Here is a 20,534-nt window from a genome sequence, read left to right on the forward strand (position 1 = left end):
GACCCATGTTCAAATATATTGGCGACATCATTAAGGGTACCGGTACCCAGTTGCGCAGCCTGGTCATGGTCTTCGGCCATGGCTTTCGCAAGCGCGACACCCTGCAATACCCGGAAGAAGAGGTCTACCTGCCACCACGCTACCGTGGTCGCATCGTCCTGACTCGCGACCCCGATGGCGAAGAACGCTGTGTAGCCTGCAACCTGTGCGCTGTGGCTTGCCCGGTGGGTTGCATCTCGCTGCAAAAAGCGGAAACGGATGACGGTCGCTGGTACCCGGAATTCTTCCGCATCAACTTCTCGCGCTGCATTTTCTGCGGTCTCTGCGAGGAAGCCTGCCCGACCACCGCAATCCAGCTGACACCGGATTTCGAGATGGCCGAGTTCAAACGTCAGGATCTGGTGTACGAGAAAGAAGATCTGCTGATCTCCGGTCCCGGCAAAAATCCTGATTACAACTTCTATCGTGTTGCAGGGATGGCCGTTGCCGGTAAGCCGAAAGGCGCCGCACAAAACGAAGCCGAGCCGATCAACGTGAAGAGCTTGCTGCCTTAAGGAAGAACGATGGAATTCGCTTTCTATTTCGCATCGGGTATCGCTGTTGTCTCCACCCTGCGTGTGGTCACCAACACCAACCCTGTGCACGCCCTGCTCTACCTGATCATTTCGTTGATCGCCGTGGCCATGACGTTTTTCGCTCTCGGTGCACCGTTTGCCGGTGTGCTCGAAGTGATTGCCTACGCCGGTGCCATCATGGTGCTGTTCGTGTTTGTTGTGATGATGCTCAACCTCGGCCCGGCCGCGGTTCAGCAGGAACGCGTATGGCTCAAGCCCGGCATCTGGGCTGGCCCGGTGATTCTCGGCGCGCTGCTGCTGGCCGAACTGCTGTATGTGCTGTTCGCTCACCAGAGCGGTCAGTCCATCGGCCACACCACCGTCGATGCAAAAGCCGTGGGCGTCAGCCTGTTCGGCCCGTATCTGCTGGTGGTCGAACTCGCCTCGATGCTGCTGCTTGCTGCAGCCGTCACGGCGTTCCATTTGGGCCGCAACGAGGCGACGGAGTAACTTATGCCTGCTATCCCTCTTGAGCATGGTCTGGCGGTTGCCGGCATCCTGTTCTGCCTAGGCCTCGTCGGCCTGATGGTTCGCCGCAACATTTTGTTCGTGTTGATGAGTCTGGAAGTGATGATGAACGCCTCTGCACTGGCCTTCATCGTCGCAGGCGCCCGTTGGGGCCAGCCGGATGGACAGATCATGTTCATCCTGGTGATCAGCCTTGCAGCCGCCGAGGCCAGTATTGGTCTGGCGATCCTGCTGCAACTGTATCGCCGCTTCCACACGCTCGATATTGACGCTGCCAGTGAGATGCGCGGATGAACCTGATCTTTCTGACTTTCGTATTCCCTCTGATCGGATTCCTGCTGCTGTCGTTCTCCCGTGGACGCTGGTCGGAAAACCTCTCGGCGCTGATCGGCGTGGGTTCCATTGGCTTGTCGGCGATTGTTACCGCCTACGTCATCTGGCAATTCAACGTCGCACCTCCAGAGGGCGGTCACTACACCCTGGTGCTGTGGCAGTGGATGGCGGTCGAAGGCTTCAAGCCTGACTTCGCTCTCTACATCGACGGCCTGTCGATCACCATGCTCGGCGTGGTGGTTGGCGTAGGTTTCCTGATCCACCTGTTCGCCTCCTGGTACATGCGCGGTGAAGCCGGTTACTCGCGCTTCTTCTCGTACACCAACCTGTTTATCGCCAGCATGCTGTTCCTGGTGCTGGGCGATAACCTGTTATTCCTGTACTTCGGTTGGGAAGGCGTGGGCCTGTGCTCGTACCTGTTGATCGGTTTCTACTACAGCAACCGCAACAACGGTAACGCCGCACTCAAGGCCTTCATCGTGACCCGGATCGGTGATGTGTTCATGGCCATCGGCCTGTTCATCCTGTTCCAGCAAGTGGGCACGCTGAACATCCAAGAACTGCTGGTGCTGGCACCGCAGAAATTCCAGGTCGGCGATTTCTGGATCACCTTGGCGACCCTGATGCTGCTGGGTGGTGCTGTCGGTAAATCTGCGCAACTGCCGCTGCAAACCTGGCTGGCGGACGCAATGGCCGGTCCTACTCCGGTTTCGGCACTGATCCACGCTGCAACCATGGTAACTGCCGGTGTCTACCTGATCGCCCGTACCCACGGCCTGTTCACCCTGGCGCCGGACATCCTGCATCTCGTCGGTATCGTTGGCGGTGTAACCCTGGTGCTGGCAGGTTTTGCCGCACTGGTGCAGACCGACATCAAACGTATCCTCGCCTACTCGACCATGAGCCAGATCGGCTACATGTTCCTGGCGCTGGGCGTTGGCGCATGGGATGGCGCGATTTTCCACCTGATGACCCACGCCTTCTTCAAGGCGCTGCTGTTCCTTGCATCCGGTGCGGTGATCGTTGCCTGCCACCACGAGCAGAACATCTTCAAGATGGGCGGCCTGTGGAAGAAACTGCCATTGGCTTACGCCAGCTTCATCGTCGGCGGCGCGGCACTGGCTGCCCTGCCACTGGTGACTGCAGGTTTCTACTCCAAAGACGAAATCCTCTGGGAAGCGTTCGCCAGCGGCAACCATGGTCTGCTCTACGCAGGTCTGGTCGGCGCATTCATGACTTCGCTGTACACCTTCCGCCTGATCTTCATCACGTTCCACGGTGAAGCCAAGACCGAAGCGCACGCTGGTCACGGCATCGCGCACTGGTTGCCTCTGTCGGTGCTGATCGTGCTGTCGACCTTCGTCGGCGCGATGATCGTGCCACCGCTGCACGGCGTACTGCCGGAAAGCGTTGGCCACGCTGGCGGCGAAGCCAAGCACAGTCTGGAAATCGCCTCGGGCGCCATCGCCCTGGCCGGTATCCTGCTGGCGGCCCTGCTGTTCCTCGGCAAGCGTCGCTTCGTGACGGCGATTGCCAACAGCGGCATCGGGCGTTTCCTTTCGGCCTGGTGGTTCGCTGCCTGGGGCTTCGACTGGATCTACGACAAACTGTTCGTCAAGCCATACCTGGCGATCAGCCATGTACTGCGCAAAGACCCGCTCGACCAGACCATCGGTCTGATCCCGCGTATGGCCAAGGGTGGTCACACTGCCCTGAGCCGCACCGAGACCGGTCAACTGCGTTGGTACGCTGCTTCGATGGCTGCTGGTGCCGTGCTGGTAATCGGCGCCATCGTGCTGGTAGCGGTCTGATATGAACCTTGCGAATTTGCGAAAGGAAACGAGCCCGTCATGATTCTGCCTTGGCTAATCCTGATCCCCTTCATCGGCGGCCTGCTGTGCTGGATGGGTGAGCGCTTCGGCGCCACCCTCCCCCGCTGGATTGCGCTGATCACCATGTCCCTGTTGCTCGCGATCGGCCTCTGGCTGTGGGCTACCGGCAACTATTCATTTGCACCGGCACCTGGCGCCGATCCGACCTGGGCGCTTGAGTTCAAGCACATCTGGATCCAGCGTTTCGGCATCAGCGTGCACCTGGCCCTAGATGGCCTGTCGCTGCTGATGATCCTGCTGACCGGTCTGCTGGGTATCCTCTCGGTACTCTGCTCGTGGAAAGAGATTCAACGTCACGTTGGTTTCTTCCACCTGAACCTGATGTGGATCCTGGGCGGCGTGGTCGGCGTGTTCCTCGCCCTCGACCTGTTCATGTTCTTCTTCTTCTGGGAAATGATGCTGGTGCCGATGTATTTCCTCATCGCGCTCTGGGGTCACAGTTCTTCGGACGGCAAGAAAACCCGGATCTACGCGGCGACCAAGTTCTTCATCTTCACTCAGGCTTCCGGCCTGATCATGTTGGTGGCGATCCTCGGTCTGGTACTGGTCAACTTCAACAACACTGGCGTGATTACTTTCAACTACGCCGATCTGTTGAAAACCAAGATGTCGATGACCACCGAGTACATCCTGATGCTCGGCTTCTTCATCGCCTTCGCGGTCAAGCTGCCTGTCGTACCGTTCCACTCGTGGTTGCCTGATGCTCACGCCCAGGCGCCGACTGCGGGTTCCGTCGACCTCGCCGGTATCTTGCTGAAAACTGCGGCCTACGGCCTGCTGCGTTTCGCCCTGCCGCTGTTCCCGAACGCTTCGGCCGAGTTTGCGCCGATCGCCATGGCCCTTGGTCTGGTCGGGATCTTCTACGGTGCGTTCCTGGCTTTCGCCCAAACCGACATCAAGCGTCTGATCGCCTTCTCCTCCGTTTCCCACATGGGTTTCGTGTTGATCGGCATCTACTCCGGCAGCCAACTGGCGCTGCAAGGCGCAGTGATCCAGATGCTCGCGCACGGTGTTTCGGCGGCGGCGCTGTTTATCCTCAGCGGTCAACTGTACGAGCGTCTGCATACCCGTGACATGCGTGAAATGGGCGGTCTGTGGTCGCGTATCGCTTACCTGCCGGCGATCAGCCTGTTCTTTGCAGCCGCATCTTTGGGCTTGCCAGGCACCGGTAACTTTGTCGGCGAGTTCCTGATCCTGATCGGTTCTTTCGCCAGCTGGCCCTGGATCACTGCGATTGCCACCTCCGGTCTGGTGTTCGGTTCGGTCTACTCGCTGATCATGATCCACCGTGCGTACTTCGGCCCGTCCAAATCGGACGCGGTCCTGCACGGCATGGACGCTCGCGAACTGATCATGGTGCTGGGTCTTGCGGTGCTGCTGATTTACCTCGGCGTGTATCCGCAACCGTTCCTCGACACCTCTGCCGCCACGATGCATGGCGTGCAGCAGTGGCTCGGCACCGCCTTCACTCAACTCGCTTCGGCCCGGTAAGAGCGCTATGGAATTCACGATTCAACACTTTATTGCGCTTGCGCCACTGTTGATCACCAGCCTCACCATTATCGTGGTGATGCTGGCGATCGCCTGGCGCCGCAACCACTCGCAGACCTTTCTGATTTCGGTGGCGGGTCTGAACCTGGCCTTGCTGTCGATCCTGCCGGCTCTGAAAGTCGCGCCTCTGGCCGTGACGCCATTGCTGCAGATTGACGCCTTTGCCTGCCTGTACATGGCGCTGATCCTGGTCGCCACCCTCGCTTGCGTAACCCTCGCCCACGCCTACCTCGGCGATGGCGGTTCGGGTTACCCGGGCAACCGTGAAGAACTGTACTTGCTGATCCTGATGGCCGCCGCCGGTGGTCTGGTGCTGGTCAGCGCGCAGCACCTGGCCGGTTTGTTCATCGGCCTGGAGCTGCTGTCGGTGCCGGTCTACGGTCTGGTGGCTTACGCCTTCTTCAACAAGCGTTCGCTGGAAGCCGGCATCAAGTACATGGTGCTGTCGGCCGCCGGTTCCGCGTTCCTGCTGTTCGGTATGGCCCTGCTGTACGCAGACGCCGGTTCGCTGAGCTTCACCGGTATCGGTCAGGCGCTGGCCGCCACTGGCCTGCCTAGCCCGCTGGCGCAATTGGGCCTGGGCATGATGCTGATCGGTCTGGCGTTCAAGCTGTCGCTGGTGCCGTTCCACCTGTGGACGCCGGACGTGTACGAAGGTGCTCCGGCACCGGTTGCGGCATTCCTCGCGACCGCTTCCAAGGTTGCCGTGTTTGCGGTGATGGTGCGTCTGTTCCAGATCTCCCCTGCTGCCAGCAGTGGCGTACTGAGCGACGTGCTAAGCGTGATCGCCGTCGCCTCGATCCTGTTCGGTAACTTGCTGGCCCTGACCCAGAGCAACCTCAAGCGTCTGCTCGGTTACTCGTCCATCGCGCACTTCGGCTATCTGCTGATTGCATTGGTGGCGAGCAAGGGTCTGGCGGTGGAAGCCATCGGCGTGTACCTGGTCACCTACGTGATCACCAGCCTTGGCGCCTTCGGCGTGATCACCCTGATGTCTTCGCCATACAACGGCCGTGACGCGGATGCCCTGTACGAATACCGCGGCCTGTTCTGGCGCCGTCCGTACCTGACCGCCGTGCTGACCGTGATGATGCTGTCGCTGGCCGGTATCCCGCTGACCGCCGGCTTCATCGGCAAGTTCTACATCATCGCTACCGGTGTCGAATCGCACCAATGGTGGCTGGTTGGTTCGCTGGTACTGGGCAGCGCCATCGGCGTGTTCTACTACCTGCGCGTGATGGTCACCCTGTACCTGATCGAACCGAACCTGCGCCGTCACGACGCGCAACTGCACTGGGAACAGAAAGCAGGCGGCGTAATGCTGCTGGCGATCGCCCTGGTCGCGTTCTTCCTCGGCGTCTACCCGCAACCGCTGCTGACATTGGTGCAGCAGGCCGGTCTGGCGGGCTGATCGCTCGGCGACATCTGGCTACAAACAGAAACGGCACCTTCGGGTGCCGTTTTTGCGTTTGTGGGATTTGTTACTGGTACCGCCCTCTCTTTCCACGATCCCAGAAAGCTCTCACCAGACTAGTCGATTCGTCCTACAGGTGTTTTTACGAGCGGGGTCTACCGTTGAAAAAGGGACGAAAAGGAAGGCTTCGAAGCCTTGACCAATTCGGTTATCGGGACAACACTATACGTAGGTAGCGTACAGAACATGGATGCTCTTTTTATCGAATTGCCTGCGTTTCAGAAACACCGAGAGGATTATCTGGATGACGAGTTGTTTCGCAGTTTTCAGCTGGAGTTGCTGAAAAACCCCGAAGCCGGGGATCTCATCGAAGAAACGGGCGGGCTGCGCAAAGTCCGCTTCTCGGACAAGCGACGTGGCAAAGGTAAGCGCAGCGGGCTACGAGTGATTTATTACTGGTGGTCCGGTTTCGACCAGTTCTGGCTGTTCACCGTTTATGGCAAGAACGAGCAAGACGATCTGTCGCCCTCTCAAAAAAAGCTGTTCAGACAAATGCTGGATAGAGAAATCAACACGAGAACCCACTATGAAGCGTGACATTTTTACTGAATTGATGGATGGCCTCGAAGCCTTGGCCGACGAGCGTCAAGGCAAGATCACATTGCGGACCCACAAGGTTGAGTTGCCGAAACTGATGCCCATTACCGCCGAGGAAGTGGTCGCCATCCGCCAACAACTCAACCTCTCCCGGTCGGTGTTTGCGATGTACCTGCGCACCAATACTCGAACCCTCGAAAACTGGGAACAGGGACGCGCAACGCCGAACGCTCAAGCCACAACGCTGATTCGGCTGGTTGAGCGCTTTCCGCAAACTATCGAACAACTCGCAGCCTTGACCTGAACGGTCAAGGCTTCAACTCCAACCACATAACCAAATTGTAATTCCCCCATCACCCTCGCGTTATCCGCAGCTTGCAACGATGTCACCCGGCGACCATGCCGGCGGGCCATGCCTGCCAAACAATAAAACCCACGCCGAAGCACGTTCCCGTTCTGCCGAACCCAAGGAGTGATGGATGCTTAACAACACAAAAATATCGATGGCCGCGCTGGCCGTGGTGGTTGGGTCAGGGCCGTCCATGGTGCTGGCCGAGGATAAGGCCGAAGGCTTTGTCGAAGGCAGCAGCCTGACCGTGCTTAACCGCAATTACTACTTCAACCGTGATCACCGCAGCGGTCAATCCAGCCCCACGGGCAACGGTTATTCCGAAGCCTGGTCCCACGGCGTCATCGGCAAGTTCGAATCCGGATTTACCCAAGGCACCGTCGGCGTCGGGGTCGATGCCTTTGCGATGATCGGCCTCAAACTTGATACCGGTGACGGGCGCAACGGTGGGCGCAGTTCGTTCGATGTACTGCCGGTCAACAGTAAAGGCCAGGCGCGTGACGAATACACCAAGGTCGGCGGTGCCGCCAAGGTGCGTGCCTTCGATACCGTGGTGAAGGTCGGCGATGTGTTCCCGGCCAACCCGGTGGTCGCAGCAGGTGACTCGCGATTGTTGCCTGAAAGCTTTCGCGGTGTGACGGCGACCAACACCAGTATCGAAGGCCTGTCGATTCAGGGCGGCCGCTTGCATGCAATGAGCCAGCCGGTGTCCAGCGACATGCGCGAGAACTTCGCAACTTTCTACGCCGGCCCGGTCAACTCGCCTTGGATCGCCTACGGCGGCGGCGACTATGTCCTGAACAAGCACCTCAGCTTCAGCCTGTATTCCAGCCGACTCAAAGACGCATGGAATCAGTACTACGCCGGCGCCGCCTGGACCTATCCGCTGGCGGACGACCTGTCGCTGTTCGGTGGTCTGAACTATTACAAGGCAGTCGATGAAGGCAAACAACTGCTCGGCAAATTTGACAACAACATCTGGAGTGGTCGCGTCGGCGTGAAACTCGGCGCGCACTCCGTGGCCTTGTCGCATCAGCGCAACAACGGCAACGACGACTTCGATTATCTGCGCCAGTCCGACTCGATCTTCCTCGACAACTCCATCCAGTACAGCGATTTCAACTCGCCCAAGGAGCGTTCATGGATGGTGCGCTACGACCTCGACATGAGCACTTACGGCGTGCCCGGTCTGTCGTTCATGACCCGCTACGCGCGTGGCACCGACGCTGACTATTCCAACGCCAACTCGGTGTACATGCGCCGCGATGCCGAGGGTAATCCGCTGACCGATCAGAAGCGCTGGGAGCGTGATATCGAGGTGAAATATGTGGTGCAGAGTGGATCGCTCAAAGACATGTCGCTGCGGCTACGTCAGGCCAATACGCGCGCCACGGCATTCGAGTCGGATCTGGATGAAGTGCGGGTGATTGTCGAGTATCCGTTGGCGATTCTTTGATTGAACGGTAGATGCAAATTCACCTTTAGAAGCTCCTTGCTCCTTTGGTAAGAGGTGAATCTTTCGGCGTCCTTCGGGGCGCTTTTTTTTGCTCGGTTTTTAGCACTTTGCGCAAAGTCGTAGGCGCTGCTGAGGGCTTGGTCCGTTATCGGATGGCCTGAGCATGATGGACTTGAAGAGAAAGATCAAAAGATCGCAGCCTTCGGCAGCTCCTACATTTGGGGGGCGCAGTATTAGCCGCCACGCTTACGACAATCCCCCGCCACGCTATACCTGACGGTATTCAGCCGCCCCTTGGAATCCTCGTAAGTCATCGCCGTCGGCACCACAGCGCACGCAGCTTTCGGCCGCACGACGCTGACCACTTCCACTACATCCAGCTGCATCCCGTATTCGTATTCCTTCACCTCCGGCGCCGGTTTACCCTGGCTGGCGGCGTATTGCTGCATGGCTTTGGCGTTGGCGCTGAAGGCGCGTTCAAACGTCCGGTCGCCGCCGCCCTCAGCGGACACGTTCAGCGACACTGCAACTACGCCTGCGGCGATCATCAACTTAAACACGTTCATATCCATCTCCTGCAAATCCGGCTCATAAAAAAGCCCGGCATCGATGCGCGATGACGGGCTGGTTCAGATGCGACACGCTTACAAGTCTTGAGTCTTCTCGTCCTTTTTCTCGTGGACGACGACCGGATCACGCGCCTGCTCTCGGGCGACAAACAGCTCCACCGAGCGGTCATTGGCGGTCATCATCTTCTCGAAGGTGCGGTCGCCGCCGCCCTCAGCCAAGGCCACGGAAGACATCAGCAGCGCTGCGGCAAAAGTACTGATTTGTGCGAGTTTCATGTTTGATTCCTCGTTTAAGTAACTGACGGGATCAAGGTAACAATCCGAACCTATCGTGACGGTGGCGGGGAAATTACATATCCGTTATCTCCTCATCCCGCCGATGCGCAAGCTGGTACAGCGCCGGCAATATCAGCAGCGTGAGGATGGTCGAGGACAGGATTCCGCCGATCACGACCGTCGCCAACGGACGCTGCACCTCCGCACCGGTGCCGGTCGCCAGCGCCATCGGGATAAAGCCCAGGGACGCCACCAGCGCGGTCATCAGCACCGGGCGCAAACGTGTCAGCGCGCCTTCGTTGATCGCGTCAGACAGCGAACGCCCCTCCTCGCGCAGATTGCGAATGAAGGCAATCATCACCAACCCGTTGAGCACCGCCACCCCGGACAGCGCGATAAACCCTACACCCGCCGAAATCGACAACGGAATATCGCGCAGCCACAGCGCCATGACGCCACCGGTCAATGCAAACGGGATTCCGGTAAACACCAGCAAGCCGTCCTTGAGGTTGTTGAACATCATGAACAGCAGCCCGAACACCAGCAGCAACGCCACCGGCACCACGATCTGCAAGCGCTTGGCCGCCGATTGCAATTGCTCGAACTGCCCGCCCCAGTTGATCCAGTAACCGGCCGGGATCTGCACATCGCGCTCAATCGTGGTGCCGGCCTCGCTGACGAAAGAGCCGATGTCACGCCCACGCACGTTGGCGCTGACGATCACCAGGCGCTTGCCGTTTTCGCGGCTGACCTGATTCGGCCCCAGCACCAGGTCGAGGCTGGCGACTTCATTCAACGCGATAAACCCGATCTGATTGGCCGCACCATTAATAGCCGGCACTGGAATCAATAACGCCGACAGTCCGTCAATATCCTTGCGCATCGCATCGGACAAACGCACCACCATGTCGAAGCGGCGGTCGCCTTCATACAACGTACCGGCCTGACGCCCACCGACCGCGACGGCAATCGTGTCCTGTACATCACCAACGTTGAGCCCGTAACGCGCAGCCTTGTCGCGATCAATGTTGATGGTCAGCACTGGCAACCCGGTGGTCTGCTCGACCTTGACCTCAGAGGCACCATTGACCTTTTGCATCGCCGTAGCGATCTTGGCAGCCGTGGCATTGAGCACAGCCATATCGTCACCAAACACCTTCACCGCCACATCACTGCGCACCCCGGAGATCAGTTCGTTGAAGCGCAACTGGATCGGCTGCGACAGTTCGTAGTTGCTGCCCGGCAACGTCGCCGCCGCTGCCTGCAACTCGGCCATCAGCGTTTCGCGCGACTTGTCTGGATCCGGCCACTGATCTTTTGGCTTGAGCATCACGTAGCTGTCGGAGATGTTCGGCGGCATCGGATCGGAGGCGATTTCGGCGGTGCCGGTGCGAGCGAATACGCGCTCGACTTCCGGTACTTTGTTGAGAATCACGGTTTCCAGACGCTGCTGCATGTCCACCGATTGCGTCAGGCTGGTGCCCGGCACACGCAAAGCTTGCAGGGCGAAATCGCCTTCACTGAGACTCGGCACAAACTCGCTGCCCATGCGGCTGGCCACTGCACCACTGAGCACCACCACGACTAGTGCTGCCGCTACTGCCAGACGTTTGTGACCCATGACCCAGCTCAACGCCGGAGCGTACAACTGACGCGCACCGCGCATCACCACGCCCTCTTTCTCCTGGACTTTGCCGGTGACAAACAACGCAATCGCCGCCGGCACAAAGGTCACCGACAGCAGCATCGCGCCAAGCAACGCGATGACCACGGTGAAGGCCATCGGGTGAAACATTTTCCCTTCGACACCACTGAGGGCAAAGATCGGCAGGTAGACGACCATGATGATCAACTGGCCAAAAATCAGCGGCCGCCGCGCCTCTTTGGCCGCTGCGAACACTTCATGGAAGCGCTCGGAGCGAGTCAGCAAACGCCCGTATTTCTGCTGCGCATGAGCCAGCCTGCGCAAGGTGTTTTCGACGATCACCACCGCGCCATCGACGATAATGCCGAAGTCCAGCGCGCCGAGGCTCATCAGGTTGGCGCTGACCTTGTTGGTGAACATGCCGGTGAAGGTGAACAGCATCGACAGCGGAATCACCATCGCCGTAATCAGCGCCGCGCGGATGTTGCCGAGGAACAGGAACAGGATCGCGATCACCAGAATCGCGCCTTCGATCAGGTTCTTTTTCACCGTGGCGATGGCTTTGTCCACCAGATGCGTGCGGTCGTAAACCGGCACCGCGACCACGCCTTGGGGCAACGAGCGGTTGATCTGCTCAAGTTTGTTTGCAACGGCTTGCGAGACAGTACGGCTGTTTTCGCCGATCAACATGAACACCGTGCCGAGCACCACTTCCCGCCCATTTTCAGTGGCAGCGCCGCTACGCAGTTCGCGGCCGATGTCGACGGTGGCGACATTACGTATCCGGATCGGCGTGCCATCGACATTGGCCATGACGATGTTGGCGATGTCCTCGGTGCTGGCGACCTGGCCCGGCGCGCGAATCAACAACTGCTCGCCGCTGCGCTCGATGTAACCGGCGCCGACGTTGGCGTTGTTGCGTTCCAGCGCAGTCACCAGATCGGTGAGGGTCAGTTTGTAAGCGGCGAGTTTTTTCGGATCGGGCGCGATCTGATATTCCTTGGCAAACCCGCCGATGGTATTGATCTCGGCCACACCGGCGACGTTGCGCAGTTGCGGCTTGATGATCCAGTCCTGAATCACCCGCAGATCGGTCGGCGTATAAGGCGTGCCGTCATCCTTCAGCGCACCCGCTTGCGCTTCCACCGTCCACAGGAAAATCTCGCCGAGGCCGGTGGAAATCGGCCCCATCACCGCGTCTACGCCTTCGGGCAGTTGCTCCTTGGCGGTCTGCAAACGTTCGTTGACCAACTGCCGGGCGAAGAACAGGTCGGTGCCGTCCTTGAAAATCACCGTGACCTGCGACAGTCCCGAACGCGACAGCGAGCGGGTCTGTTCCAGCGCAGGCAAACCGGCCATCGCGGTTTCGATCGGAAAGGTAATGCGCTGCTCGGTTTCCAGCGGCGAGAACCCGGCGGCGCCGGTGTTGATTTGCACCTGGACGTTGGTGATATCCGGCACGGCGTCGATCGGCAGCTTTTGATAGCTGGCGATGCCGAGGCCGGCCATGAGCAAAACGGCGAGCAGCACGATGATGCGCTGCTCGATGGCAAACTGGATCAGGCGTTCGAACATGAGACTCTTCTCGTCGAGGGGCGGATCAATGGGAATGCTCGGCCGAGGCCTTGCCCAGTTCCGATTTGAGAACGAAGCTGCCGGCGCTGGCGATTTGCACGCCGGCATCCAGCCCCTGAGTGATTTCCACCTGACCGCCCGCACGATTGCCGAGCGTCACCACTTGCGTCTTGAAGCCGTCGGCGGTGCGCACGAACACCGTGGGTTTGTCCTCGACGGTCTGGATCGCGGCTTCGGGCACCGCGACCTTTACCTGACGGCTGTCGGTGGCGACCAGCGCAGTCACAAACAAGCCCGGACGCCACGCGCCTTGCGGGTTGGCGAGGGTCACGCGAACTGTCGCAGTGCGCGTCTGCTCACCCAGCAGGCTGCCGACGTAAGCCACCGTGCCCTCGACTTCGGCATTGAGCTCAGCCGCGCTGATCGTCACCGGTTTGCCCACCTGGACCCGATTCAAATCCTTGGGTGAAACGCCAAACGTCACCCAAACGCGCGAAAGATCGGAGAGCGTGAACGCGGCACTGGTTTCATCAACCACCTCCCCCGGCGTCAGGTGTTTTTCCACCACCACGCCGTCGAATGGCGCGCGCAGTTCATAACGATTGCCGCCATTGGCGGCCGTGCTGCCACTGAGTACGCCGTTTTTCTGCCGAGCGTTGTTCAAAGCAATTTCTGCTTCCTCCAACGCTTGGCGCGCCTGAAGGAAATCCTGTTCGGCGGAGATCTTGTCCTGCCACAAGGTTTTCTCGCGCTCATAAGTCGTGCGCGCCAGTACCAATCGACGCTGCGCGGCAGCCTGTTCGCTGCGTTGATCGGAGATCTGCTGACTGGCGATCACCGCCAGCAACTGGCCCTTTTTCACCGATTGCCCGAGATTGACCGCCACCGACTCAACCACCCCCGGCACCCGAGGCACCACGTGCGCGGTGCGATCTTCGTCAAAGCGCACTTCGGCCGGGAACGGCAACGCCAGGCTGATGTTCTGCGCCCGCGCTTGCGCGAGGCCAATACCGGCCGCCGCAATCTGCTCGTCAGTCAACGTCAGATGCCCTTCTTCACTTTCGCCTTCAGCATGCTCTGCGCTCTGCGCTGCGTGTTCGTCGGCGTGATCGGCGTGCTCCGCCGCTTCATCGGCATGCGCGTCGTTGGAGGAATGCGCTGAATCGCCCATCCACGTCGAGCCAATGCCAATACCCAGCGCCAAAGTCGCCACAGCGACCACTATCAGTTTTTTGTCCATGCAAACTCCTCTGCGTCAGGCCAGCGCGCAGTGCTTTGAAAGTGAGATTCAGGGGCTGACGCCGAATGCGCCGAGGTCACCGAAGATGCGTTCGATGCGCACGCGGGCGTCGGTCGCTTCGGCGACGGCCTGGATGTATTGGGTGCGCGCGCTGATCAAGGTGCGTTGGGCGTCGAGCACATCGAGAAAGCCGAACTTGCCCATTTCGAAACCGCGCGTTGCACTGTCGACGGCACTCTGCGCGGCCGGCAACACGGTCTGGTTGAATGCACTGGCCTCGCCATTGGCGGTCTGCCACTGCGCCAGCGCGGTCTGGATTTCAGTGCGCAGGCGCAGCTCGGTGGCGTTGCGCAGATCGCGCGCCTGATCGCTGCGTCGGGCGGCGGCCAGAACGTTGCCCTGATTGCGGTTGAACAACGGAATCGGCATCGACAAGCCGACCACGTTGACTCGCTCGCGCTCCAGCTCGCTGTACTGGCTGCCGACGCTTACCGTCAGATCTGGAATCCGCTGGGCCTTTTCCAGTCCCAACGAAGCCTCGCGCTGATCAATCTGCAACGCCGCCAGACGAAGGTCGGCGGTTTGGTTCAGACGTTCCAGCAAGGTGGTCGAGGACGGTGCAGCCGGAAGGCTTTGCGTGGCGCTCGGCACAACGGTCGACACCGCTAATGGCGCGCCCATGACCTGTGCCAATTGCTGATAGGCGTTGGCCTGATCGCGCTCGGCCCGGCTCAACTCCAGACGCACCTCGGACAGTTGCACTTGCGCCCGCGTGCCTTCGACTGGTGAGGATTTTCCCGCGGTGATCCGCCCTTGCGCCACGCGCAAACTGTGCTCGGTCAATGCTAATGATTGACGGGACAATTGCAGGCGCTGCTCAGCGGTTTGCACGCTGGAAAACGCTTGAATCACATCCGCGCGCAAGCCATTGCGCTTGCGCTCCAGTTCAATCCCGGCGGCATCCTGCGCACGGCTGGCGACATCGATGCGCGCACCGCGCTTGCCGCCCAGTTCAAGCGGCTGGCTGAGCATTACCGTGGTGGTGCGCGATTCGCGGCGAGTGTCCTCGGCTTCCCAGGACACCTCGGGATTGGGGATCAAACCGGCCTGACGCCGATCACCCTCAGCGATGCCGATCTCCCACTGCACCGCCGCCAGATCCGGGTTGCCGGCGAAGGCCGTTTGCAACGCCTGATCAAGGGTCAATGTGGCGCCTGACGCAGCGGTCGGGCCGGTCAGCATTAACAGGCAGGCGACAGTTATCACCTGCCGCGTTTTTTTCAGGCGTGAGCGCGCCGTCAGTTCTATTAAACCGGGCAATGGCGTATTTCCTTTAAATCAGGATTCGATTGCCGCCACGGTAGAGTTTGCAACTTATCGACAAGGTGACTGCAACATTACAAATCCGTTATCCAGAGTTGCAGCGAACTGTTTTGCACTAGCATGCGCAGAGTTTGTCGAGCATTTGGCAATACGAAGAAACAAATGGATAGTCGCAGAGCGCTGATTTAACGGCAGTTCTGTTGACTCTTCTGTTGACTCTGTAGCCACTACAGCCTTTACCTTGCGCGCCTGTTACCGGAGAAACAGCTGTAGGACAACAGAACTAAACCGTTCGGAAGCCCATACAAAAACAATAACTTTCCCGACCACCTTAATTACTGATCCATTAAATAAAAGTGGTGATTGATCATGCGAATCCTTGTCGTCGAGGACGAGCTTAAAACTGCCGAGTATTTGCATCAGGGTCTGACCGAAAGTGGTTATATCGTCGACCGTGCAGCCACCGGCGCCGATGGACTGCATCTGGCGCAACAGCAGGTTTATGACCTGGTGATCCTTGATGTGAATTTGCCAGAGCTGGATGGCTGGGATGTGCTTGAGCAACTACGCCGCACGCGCTCCACACGGGTGATGATGCTCACCGCGCGCGGGCGGCTGGCCGACAAGATTCGTGGCCTGGATCTGGGCGCCGACGACTATCTGGTCAAACCCTTCGAGTTTCCCGAATTGCTCGCGCGGGTGCGCAGCCTGATGCGTCGCAGCGAAAACATTCCGCAGCCGCAAGTCTTGAAAGTCGCCGATCTGGAACTCGATCCTGGACGCCACCGCGCCTTTCGCGGCGAGCAGCGCATCGACCTGACCACCAAGGAATTCGCCCTGCTGCATCTATTGATGCGCCAATCCGGGGAAGTGTTGACGCGCACTCAGATCATTTCGCTGGTATGGGACATGAACTTCGACTGCGACACCAACGTGGTCGAAGTGTCGATCCGCCGTTTGCGAGCGAAGATCGATGACCCGTTCGACAGCAAATTGATCCACACCCTGCGCGGCGTCGGTTATGTGCTGGAGGCGCGAGAATGAAGCCGGCCAGTCTGTCGCTGCGCCTGGGTTTGACGGTGAGTATTCTTGGGGCGCTGCTGGTGGTGTTCCTCGCGATCCTGGCGTATTTCGCCCTGACCCATGAATTGAATGCGCTCTCCAGAGACAGCCTGCAAAAGAAAATGGAGCAGGTCGAACACAGCCTGTCGCTGTACACCGACGTCGGCGAAATCAGTGCGAAACCGCATATTTTGCTCGATCAGGTGATGGGCCACGACAACCTGACACTGACCATTTATGACCAGCACAAATTGCGCACGCCGCTGCTCAAATCCGGCTCCGGCATGGCCGATCCGCGCCTGGAACTGAAAGCGGCGCGCGCCTCCTCCGAGCAACTGCTTTACACCAGCAGCACCGATGCCGAGGGCGCAAAATTCCTCACTGCCTCAAGGCTGATCGCCATCAAGAACGGCAGCCGCGTCGCGGTGCTGTTATCCACCGACAACGCTCATGATCAGGCACTGCTCAGTGCCTATCTGCGCTCGACGCTGATTGCTTTGCCGTTACTGCTGATCTTCATCGGCCTGAGTGCGTGGGGCGCGGTGCAGCGCGGGCTGGCGCCGTTGCGCGAATTTCGCAAAGTGGCGGCGCGGGTGACCACGCAGGATCTGGATCATCGGCTATCGATGGTGAACATGCCGCAAGAGTTGAGCGAGCTGGCACGCGGTATCAACTTTATGCTCGATCGCCTCGACAGCGGCGTGCAGCAGTTGTCGCAGTTCTCCGACGACCTCGCCCACGAACTGCGCTCGCCGATCAACAACCTGATGGGCAAGGCGCAGGTGACGCTGTCGCGCGAGCGCACACTGGATGAGTACAAAGACGTGCTGGTGTCGTGCATCGAGGAGTTGGAGCGCGTCGCGCGGATCGTTTCCGACATGCTGTTTCTGGCGCAGGTCAGTCAGCCGATGGCGCTCGCAAGCTTTGAGCCGGTCGCACTGGAAGTGGAAGCATTGAAGGTCGCAGAACTGTTTTCGCTGTCGGCACAAGACAAGCACATCAGCCTGAATGTGCAGGGCAGCGCATCGGTACGGGGGGATCGATTGATGATCCAGCGGGCGATTTCCAATCTGCTGTCCAACGCCTTGCGCCATTGCCCGGCCGGACATGCTGTCTCATTGGTGATTGAACGCAGCGCTACGCAGATTTCACTGAGGGTGAGCAATCCCGGCGCAGGCATTGAAGCCGAACATCTGCCGCATCTGTTCGACCGTTTTTATCGGGTCGACAGCAGTCGCTCGCGCACTCAAGGCAGTACTGGCCTCGGTTTGGCCATCGTACGCTCGATCATGAGTCTACATCAGGGAGAGGCACAGGTTGCAAGCGTGCCGGGCGGGATCACGGCGTTCACGCTGGTGTTTCCTGGCTACGAACAAGCCGATTTTTGTGCGCAGAACTCTCGCTCCCTATAGGAAAAATCATCGCATACGCCGTCCGGATTCAGGTGCAAATGACTTCGCGCGATTCTGCTGCCCCCCTCAGCTGAAATGTCTTACGCACTTCGGAACCAAAACCGCGCCGGCAGTTAATCCTCGCGATGCAGCGGGGGCTTTTTTGTCGCTGAACCGGATTCGCTGTTTACTCGCGGCAGCGTGCGCCAGACAGGCTTCGAGCCACCCGAACCGGGCACCCCGCAAGCGTCAATTCACGGATTATCAGTACATATTTCGACATGCTGAAAATCCCGAAACTGAAACGTCTGGACATTTTTGACCGTTGCTCCGCTGCGCCTTTAGATTTGGCTCGTGCTTGAAACAGCACATCCAACCAACCGAAAAGGAGCAACACACATGGGCTACATGGGAAGCGCCAACGCCAATCCGATCGTTGAACTCGACGAGGAACAAACCCCGACACCGGAGCAGATCGAAGCGCTGCAACTGACTGAAGAAGAGCGCACCGAACTGGACGCCGAGTAACAAAAAACGGGGGCTTCACGCCCCCGTTTTCTTTTACAGGAAGGGAATCATGGACAACACAAGGATTGCCGAGCGCGAGCTGACGGCGGATCAGGCACAACAGCGTATCGATGCCGAGCTGTTCCGGCTGGGCATTGCTTCGACCACCCGGACACTCGGCCGCAATGTCGTCTGCGTACAGGCGATCTTGCGCGACAGCCATGGTCGCCAGGCCCGCGGAGCAGGCAAAGGCTATGCCGAACATGCGCGCCTCGGCGCACTCTACGAAACCCTCGAACATTATTGGAGCGACGACCTGCGCCCTGCCGATGCGCACTATCAGACAGGCCGCTATTTTTCCGACACCTCGCTGTTTGCCGATGACTCGGTACTGCGTCTGGTTGCCGGGCAGCAAAACCGTGGGATTGCTTGTCGCACCTACACCTGTCCAGCACAAACAGTCGAGTTTTCCTATCCGCTGGCCCTTACCTCGCCTGCGTATATCCAGCAGCGCTTTACCCGAGACACCACCAACTACCGTGCTCTGCAACGCTACGCCAGCAACAGCGGCACCGCGATCGGCGCGAGCTATTACGAAGCGGTACTGCACGCTGCCAATGAATGCATCGAACGCGATGCGCTCTCGCTGTTCCTGCTGAATCACTTTTACTACCAGAACCATTTGCCGCTACGCCGGGTGGCACGCCTCGATCAGAGCGACAGCCTCGGCCGTTCATGGGCGGATGCCGAGCAAGAGATCGGCGGCTCTATCGTATTGCTGGATATCAGTAACGAATTCAAGGCGCGAACCTTTTTGGCCTTCTCCAGCGCACCCGGCGCGCTGCCACGTGTGTTTGGTACCGGTTGCTCACTCGATGCCCGCCACGCGGCATGGCGGGCGCTGAGCGAACTGGTGCAACTGCATCTCGCTGCGACGCAAACCGAATACCGAAAATCTTTGGGCAATGCACAGCGGCATCTGGTGCATTTCCCGCGACTGCTGCGCTGCGTACGGTTCGATCCGCATGCATTACTGCATGTGTGCCCACATCGCGAGGTGACACTGCGCGATCCCGTTGAACAAGCGTCCCTGGCCGAGCAGGTTGACTACTTGTTGCGCGATCTGCACAACCACGGACGCACGCCAGGCGTTTGCATTCTCAAGCAGACCGAACTGGGTACCACGCTGGCCAACGTCGTCATTCCGGGCCTTGAGCGCTTCTTTGTGGTGTCCAGCGGCAACGTTGTCATCCCGCAAGTCCGCGGTCGCCGTCTAGAGGCGCACCGCCGATGAACGTGGAAATCGATCACGCTCGAGAGCGTGCGCTGGGGCTGTCCATGGCAAGCCACATCAACAAGTCCGGTGTGTTGAGTTGCTATATCGAGCCTGTGGCCAACGGGCTACACCAGGTGTTTTTCCTGCGCGTGGCGGGTCGCGACTGGGTTGGCCGCAAAGTTCTTCAACGCGCGGACAACGGTCGTTGGCATTCGAGCAGTGCGCTGAAACCCTCGATGTTGCTGGGGCCGCATGTCGAGTCGCAGTGGGGAAATGAAGGTCTGGCGATGTACTTTCAAACGGTCTCGCCAGCGGAAAAAATCGCGGCGCTGGATGCCGCACGCGGCACGCCTGGCAGTGAGATTCAGTTTCCCTTTGCATTGATTGACCGTGTTGACCAAGAGGCCGTTTGCCCGCCCGGGTTCTGGCAATGCAGCGAGGCGCTGGCCACAGGACTGAACGCTGACGAAGCCCATTTGCGCGAGTATTGCGCTGCGTTGCTGCGGACACTGGTGACGCCAGGTAGATTGATTTATGACCCGGCCTGCTCGACTGGCGAATTCATTGCGCACCTGGCAAGTTCGCTGCCCGACTGCCGCTTTCTCGCCTCTGATCGTTCAGCTTCAATGATCGAGCACGCGCGACGGCAGCATGCGGCATTGCCCGTCGACTTTCGCTGCCTCGATGCGGCTGATGCCACCGATGCAGGCATCCATTGCGACGTATTGATCCTGCGTTTCCTGAACGCCGAGGTCCTGACTCGCCGGCAAGCCCAGTGCGTATTCGAGTCGCTGGTCCACTGCGTGCGGCCTGGCGGCACGATCCTGATCTTCGGCCATACGCCGGTCTTGATTGCCGTGTCCTGGCTGGCCGCGACACTCAATCTGCACTTGCAGTCGTGCGTCGCGGGGCGCTCTGGCCAAGCCGAACTGTTCCAGTTCTATCGCCTGACGGTGCCAACAACATGACCTGCTCAACGCACAGTCGAGGCTGCTA

At 59.3% G+C, this 20,534-nt stretch carries 19 protein-coding genes; 14 read left to right on the plus strand and 5 right to left on the minus strand.

Translation table 11 applies throughout. From position 1 onward, the window contains the following. The first annotated feature begins 5 nt into the window (after positions 1–5). The 9 genes from nuoI to ACP7BN_RS17435 all read left to right on the plus strand — a co-directional run bounded on the left by nuoI (position 6) and on the right by ACP7BN_RS17435 (position 8,674). On the plus strand, positions 6–554 hold the full coding sequence (gene nuoI, locus ACP7BN_RS17395; protein ID WP_426205401.1) for an NADH-quinone oxidoreductase subunit NuoI: 549 nt from the start codon (positions 6–8) through the stop codon (positions 552–554). 9 nt (positions 555–563) lie between these two features. Then, entirely contained in the window at positions 564–1,064 is a 501-nt protein-coding gene (gene nuoJ / locus ACP7BN_RS17400; protein ID WP_420648976.1) for an NADH-quinone oxidoreductase subunit J, read from the plus strand. A gap of 3 nt (positions 1,065–1,067) precedes the next feature. After that, a complete protein-coding gene (gene nuoK / locus ACP7BN_RS17405; RefSeq protein ID WP_003223790.1) occupies positions 1,068–1,376 on the plus strand; it encodes an NADH-quinone oxidoreductase subunit NuoK in 309 nt (102 codons plus the stop codon). Then, the gene (gene nuoL, locus ACP7BN_RS17410) at positions 1,373–3,226 is read left to right on the plus strand and encodes an NADH-quinone oxidoreductase subunit L (protein WP_420648977.1); all 1,854 of its coding nucleotides are present in this window, start codon (positions 1,373–1,375) and stop codon (positions 3,224–3,226) included. Before nuoK ends, nuoL begins: the two co-directional genes overlap by 4 nt. 39 nt (positions 3,227–3,265) lie before the next feature. Beyond that, a complete protein-coding gene (gene nuoM, locus ACP7BN_RS17415) occupies positions 3,266–4,798 on the plus strand; it encodes an NADH-quinone oxidoreductase subunit M (RefSeq protein ID WP_420648978.1) in 1,533 nt (510 codons plus the stop codon). Between the two features lie 7 nt (positions 4,799–4,805). Beyond that, on the plus strand, positions 4,806–6,269 hold the full coding sequence (gene nuoN, locus ACP7BN_RS17420) for an NADH-quinone oxidoreductase subunit NuoN (protein ID WP_426205402.1): 1,464 nt from the start codon (positions 4,806–4,808) through the stop codon (positions 6,267–6,269). Positions 6,270–6,518: 249 nt separating this feature from the next. Further along, positions 6,519–6,869, plus strand: coding sequence for a toxin (locus ACP7BN_RS17425; RefSeq protein ID WP_426205403.1), 351 nt, complete (start codon positions 6,519–6,521; stop codon positions 6,867–6,869). Beyond that, positions 6,859–7,173: a helix-turn-helix domain-containing protein gene (locus ACP7BN_RS17430; protein ID WP_426205404.1), complete on the plus strand. Its 315-nt coding sequence runs from the start codon at positions 6,859–6,861 to the stop codon at positions 7,171–7,173. Before ACP7BN_RS17425 ends, ACP7BN_RS17430 begins: the two co-directional genes overlap by 11 nt. Before the next feature lie 175 nt (positions 7,174–7,348). Further along, positions 7,349–8,674 (plus strand): OprD family porin, encoded by a 1,326-nt coding sequence (locus ACP7BN_RS17435; protein WP_426205405.1) that lies wholly within the window; start codon positions 7,349–7,351, stop codon positions 8,672–8,674. 233 nt (positions 8,675–8,907) lie between these two features. On the opposite strand, the gene ACP7BN_RS17440 is transcribed toward ACP7BN_RS17435, so the two are convergent. The 5 genes from ACP7BN_RS17440 to ACP7BN_RS17460 all read right to left on the minus strand — a co-directional run bounded on the left by ACP7BN_RS17440 (position 8,908) and on the right by ACP7BN_RS17460 (position 15,299). Next, positions 8,908–9,240, minus strand: a complete 333-nt coding sequence (locus ACP7BN_RS17440) for a DUF2790 domain-containing protein (RefSeq protein ID WP_426205406.1) — start codon at positions 9,238–9,240, stop codon at positions 8,908–8,910. A gap of 78 nt (positions 9,241–9,318) precedes the next feature. Further along, the gene (locus ACP7BN_RS17445) at positions 9,319–9,519 is read right to left on the minus strand and encodes a co-regulatory protein PtrA N-terminal domain-containing protein (protein ID WP_426205407.1); all 201 of its coding nucleotides are present in this window, start codon (positions 9,517–9,519) and stop codon (positions 9,319–9,321) included. A 73-nt stretch (positions 9,520–9,592) separates the two neighbouring features. Next, positions 9,593–12,739: a CusA/CzcA family heavy metal efflux RND transporter gene (locus tag ACP7BN_RS17450; RefSeq protein WP_426205408.1), complete on the minus strand. Its 3,147-nt coding sequence runs from the start codon at positions 12,737–12,739 to the stop codon at positions 9,593–9,595. Between the two features lie 25 nt (positions 12,740–12,764). After that, positions 12,765–13,979: an efflux RND transporter periplasmic adaptor subunit gene (locus tag ACP7BN_RS17455; protein ID WP_426205409.1), complete on the minus strand. Its 1,215-nt coding sequence runs from the start codon at positions 13,977–13,979 to the stop codon at positions 12,765–12,767. A 48-nt stretch (positions 13,980–14,027) separates the two neighbouring features. Next, on the minus strand, positions 14,028–15,299 hold the full coding sequence (locus ACP7BN_RS17460; RefSeq protein ID WP_426205410.1) for a TolC family protein: 1,272 nt from the start codon (positions 15,297–15,299) through the stop codon (positions 14,028–14,030). Between the two features lie 372 nt (positions 15,300–15,671). Between ACP7BN_RS17460 and ACP7BN_RS17465 the strand changes: the two genes are divergently transcribed. The 5 genes from ACP7BN_RS17465 to ACP7BN_RS17485 all read left to right on the plus strand — a co-directional run bounded on the left by ACP7BN_RS17465 (position 15,672) and on the right by ACP7BN_RS17485 (position 20,506). Beyond that, complete coding sequence (locus ACP7BN_RS17465) at positions 15,672–16,346, plus strand: heavy metal response regulator transcription factor (protein ID WP_426205411.1); 675 nt, start codon at positions 15,672–15,674, stop codon at positions 16,344–16,346. Next, positions 16,343–17,776, plus strand: coding sequence for a heavy metal sensor histidine kinase (locus ACP7BN_RS17470; RefSeq protein ID WP_426205412.1), 1,434 nt, complete (start codon positions 16,343–16,345; stop codon positions 17,774–17,776). The genes ACP7BN_RS17465 and ACP7BN_RS17470 overlap by 4 nt, the downstream gene beginning before the upstream one ends. A 378-nt stretch (positions 17,777–18,154) precedes the next feature. Then, positions 18,155–18,283 carry a hypothetical protein gene (locus tag ACP7BN_RS17475; protein ID WP_420648990.1) on the plus strand — a complete coding sequence of 43 codons (129 nt, stop codon included), beginning with the start codon at positions 18,155–18,157 and terminating at the stop codon, positions 18,281–18,283. 49 nt (positions 18,284–18,332) lie between these two features. Next, on the plus strand, positions 18,333–19,556 hold the full coding sequence (locus tag ACP7BN_RS17480) for a YcaO-like family protein (RefSeq protein ID WP_426205413.1): 1,224 nt from the start codon (positions 18,333–18,335) through the stop codon (positions 19,554–19,556). After that, positions 19,553–20,506 carry a class I SAM-dependent methyltransferase gene (locus tag ACP7BN_RS17485; protein WP_426205414.1) on the plus strand — a complete coding sequence of 318 codons (954 nt, stop codon included), beginning with the start codon at positions 19,553–19,555 and terminating at the stop codon, positions 20,504–20,506. The genes ACP7BN_RS17480 and ACP7BN_RS17485 overlap by 4 nt, the downstream gene beginning before the upstream one ends. Positions 20,507–20,534 lie beyond the last annotated feature (28 nt).

Source organism: Pseudomonas sp. TWP3-1 (assembly GCF_049896625.1).
Classification (GTDB): domain Bacteria; phylum Pseudomonadota; class Gammaproteobacteria; order Pseudomonadales; family Pseudomonadaceae; genus Aquipseudomonas.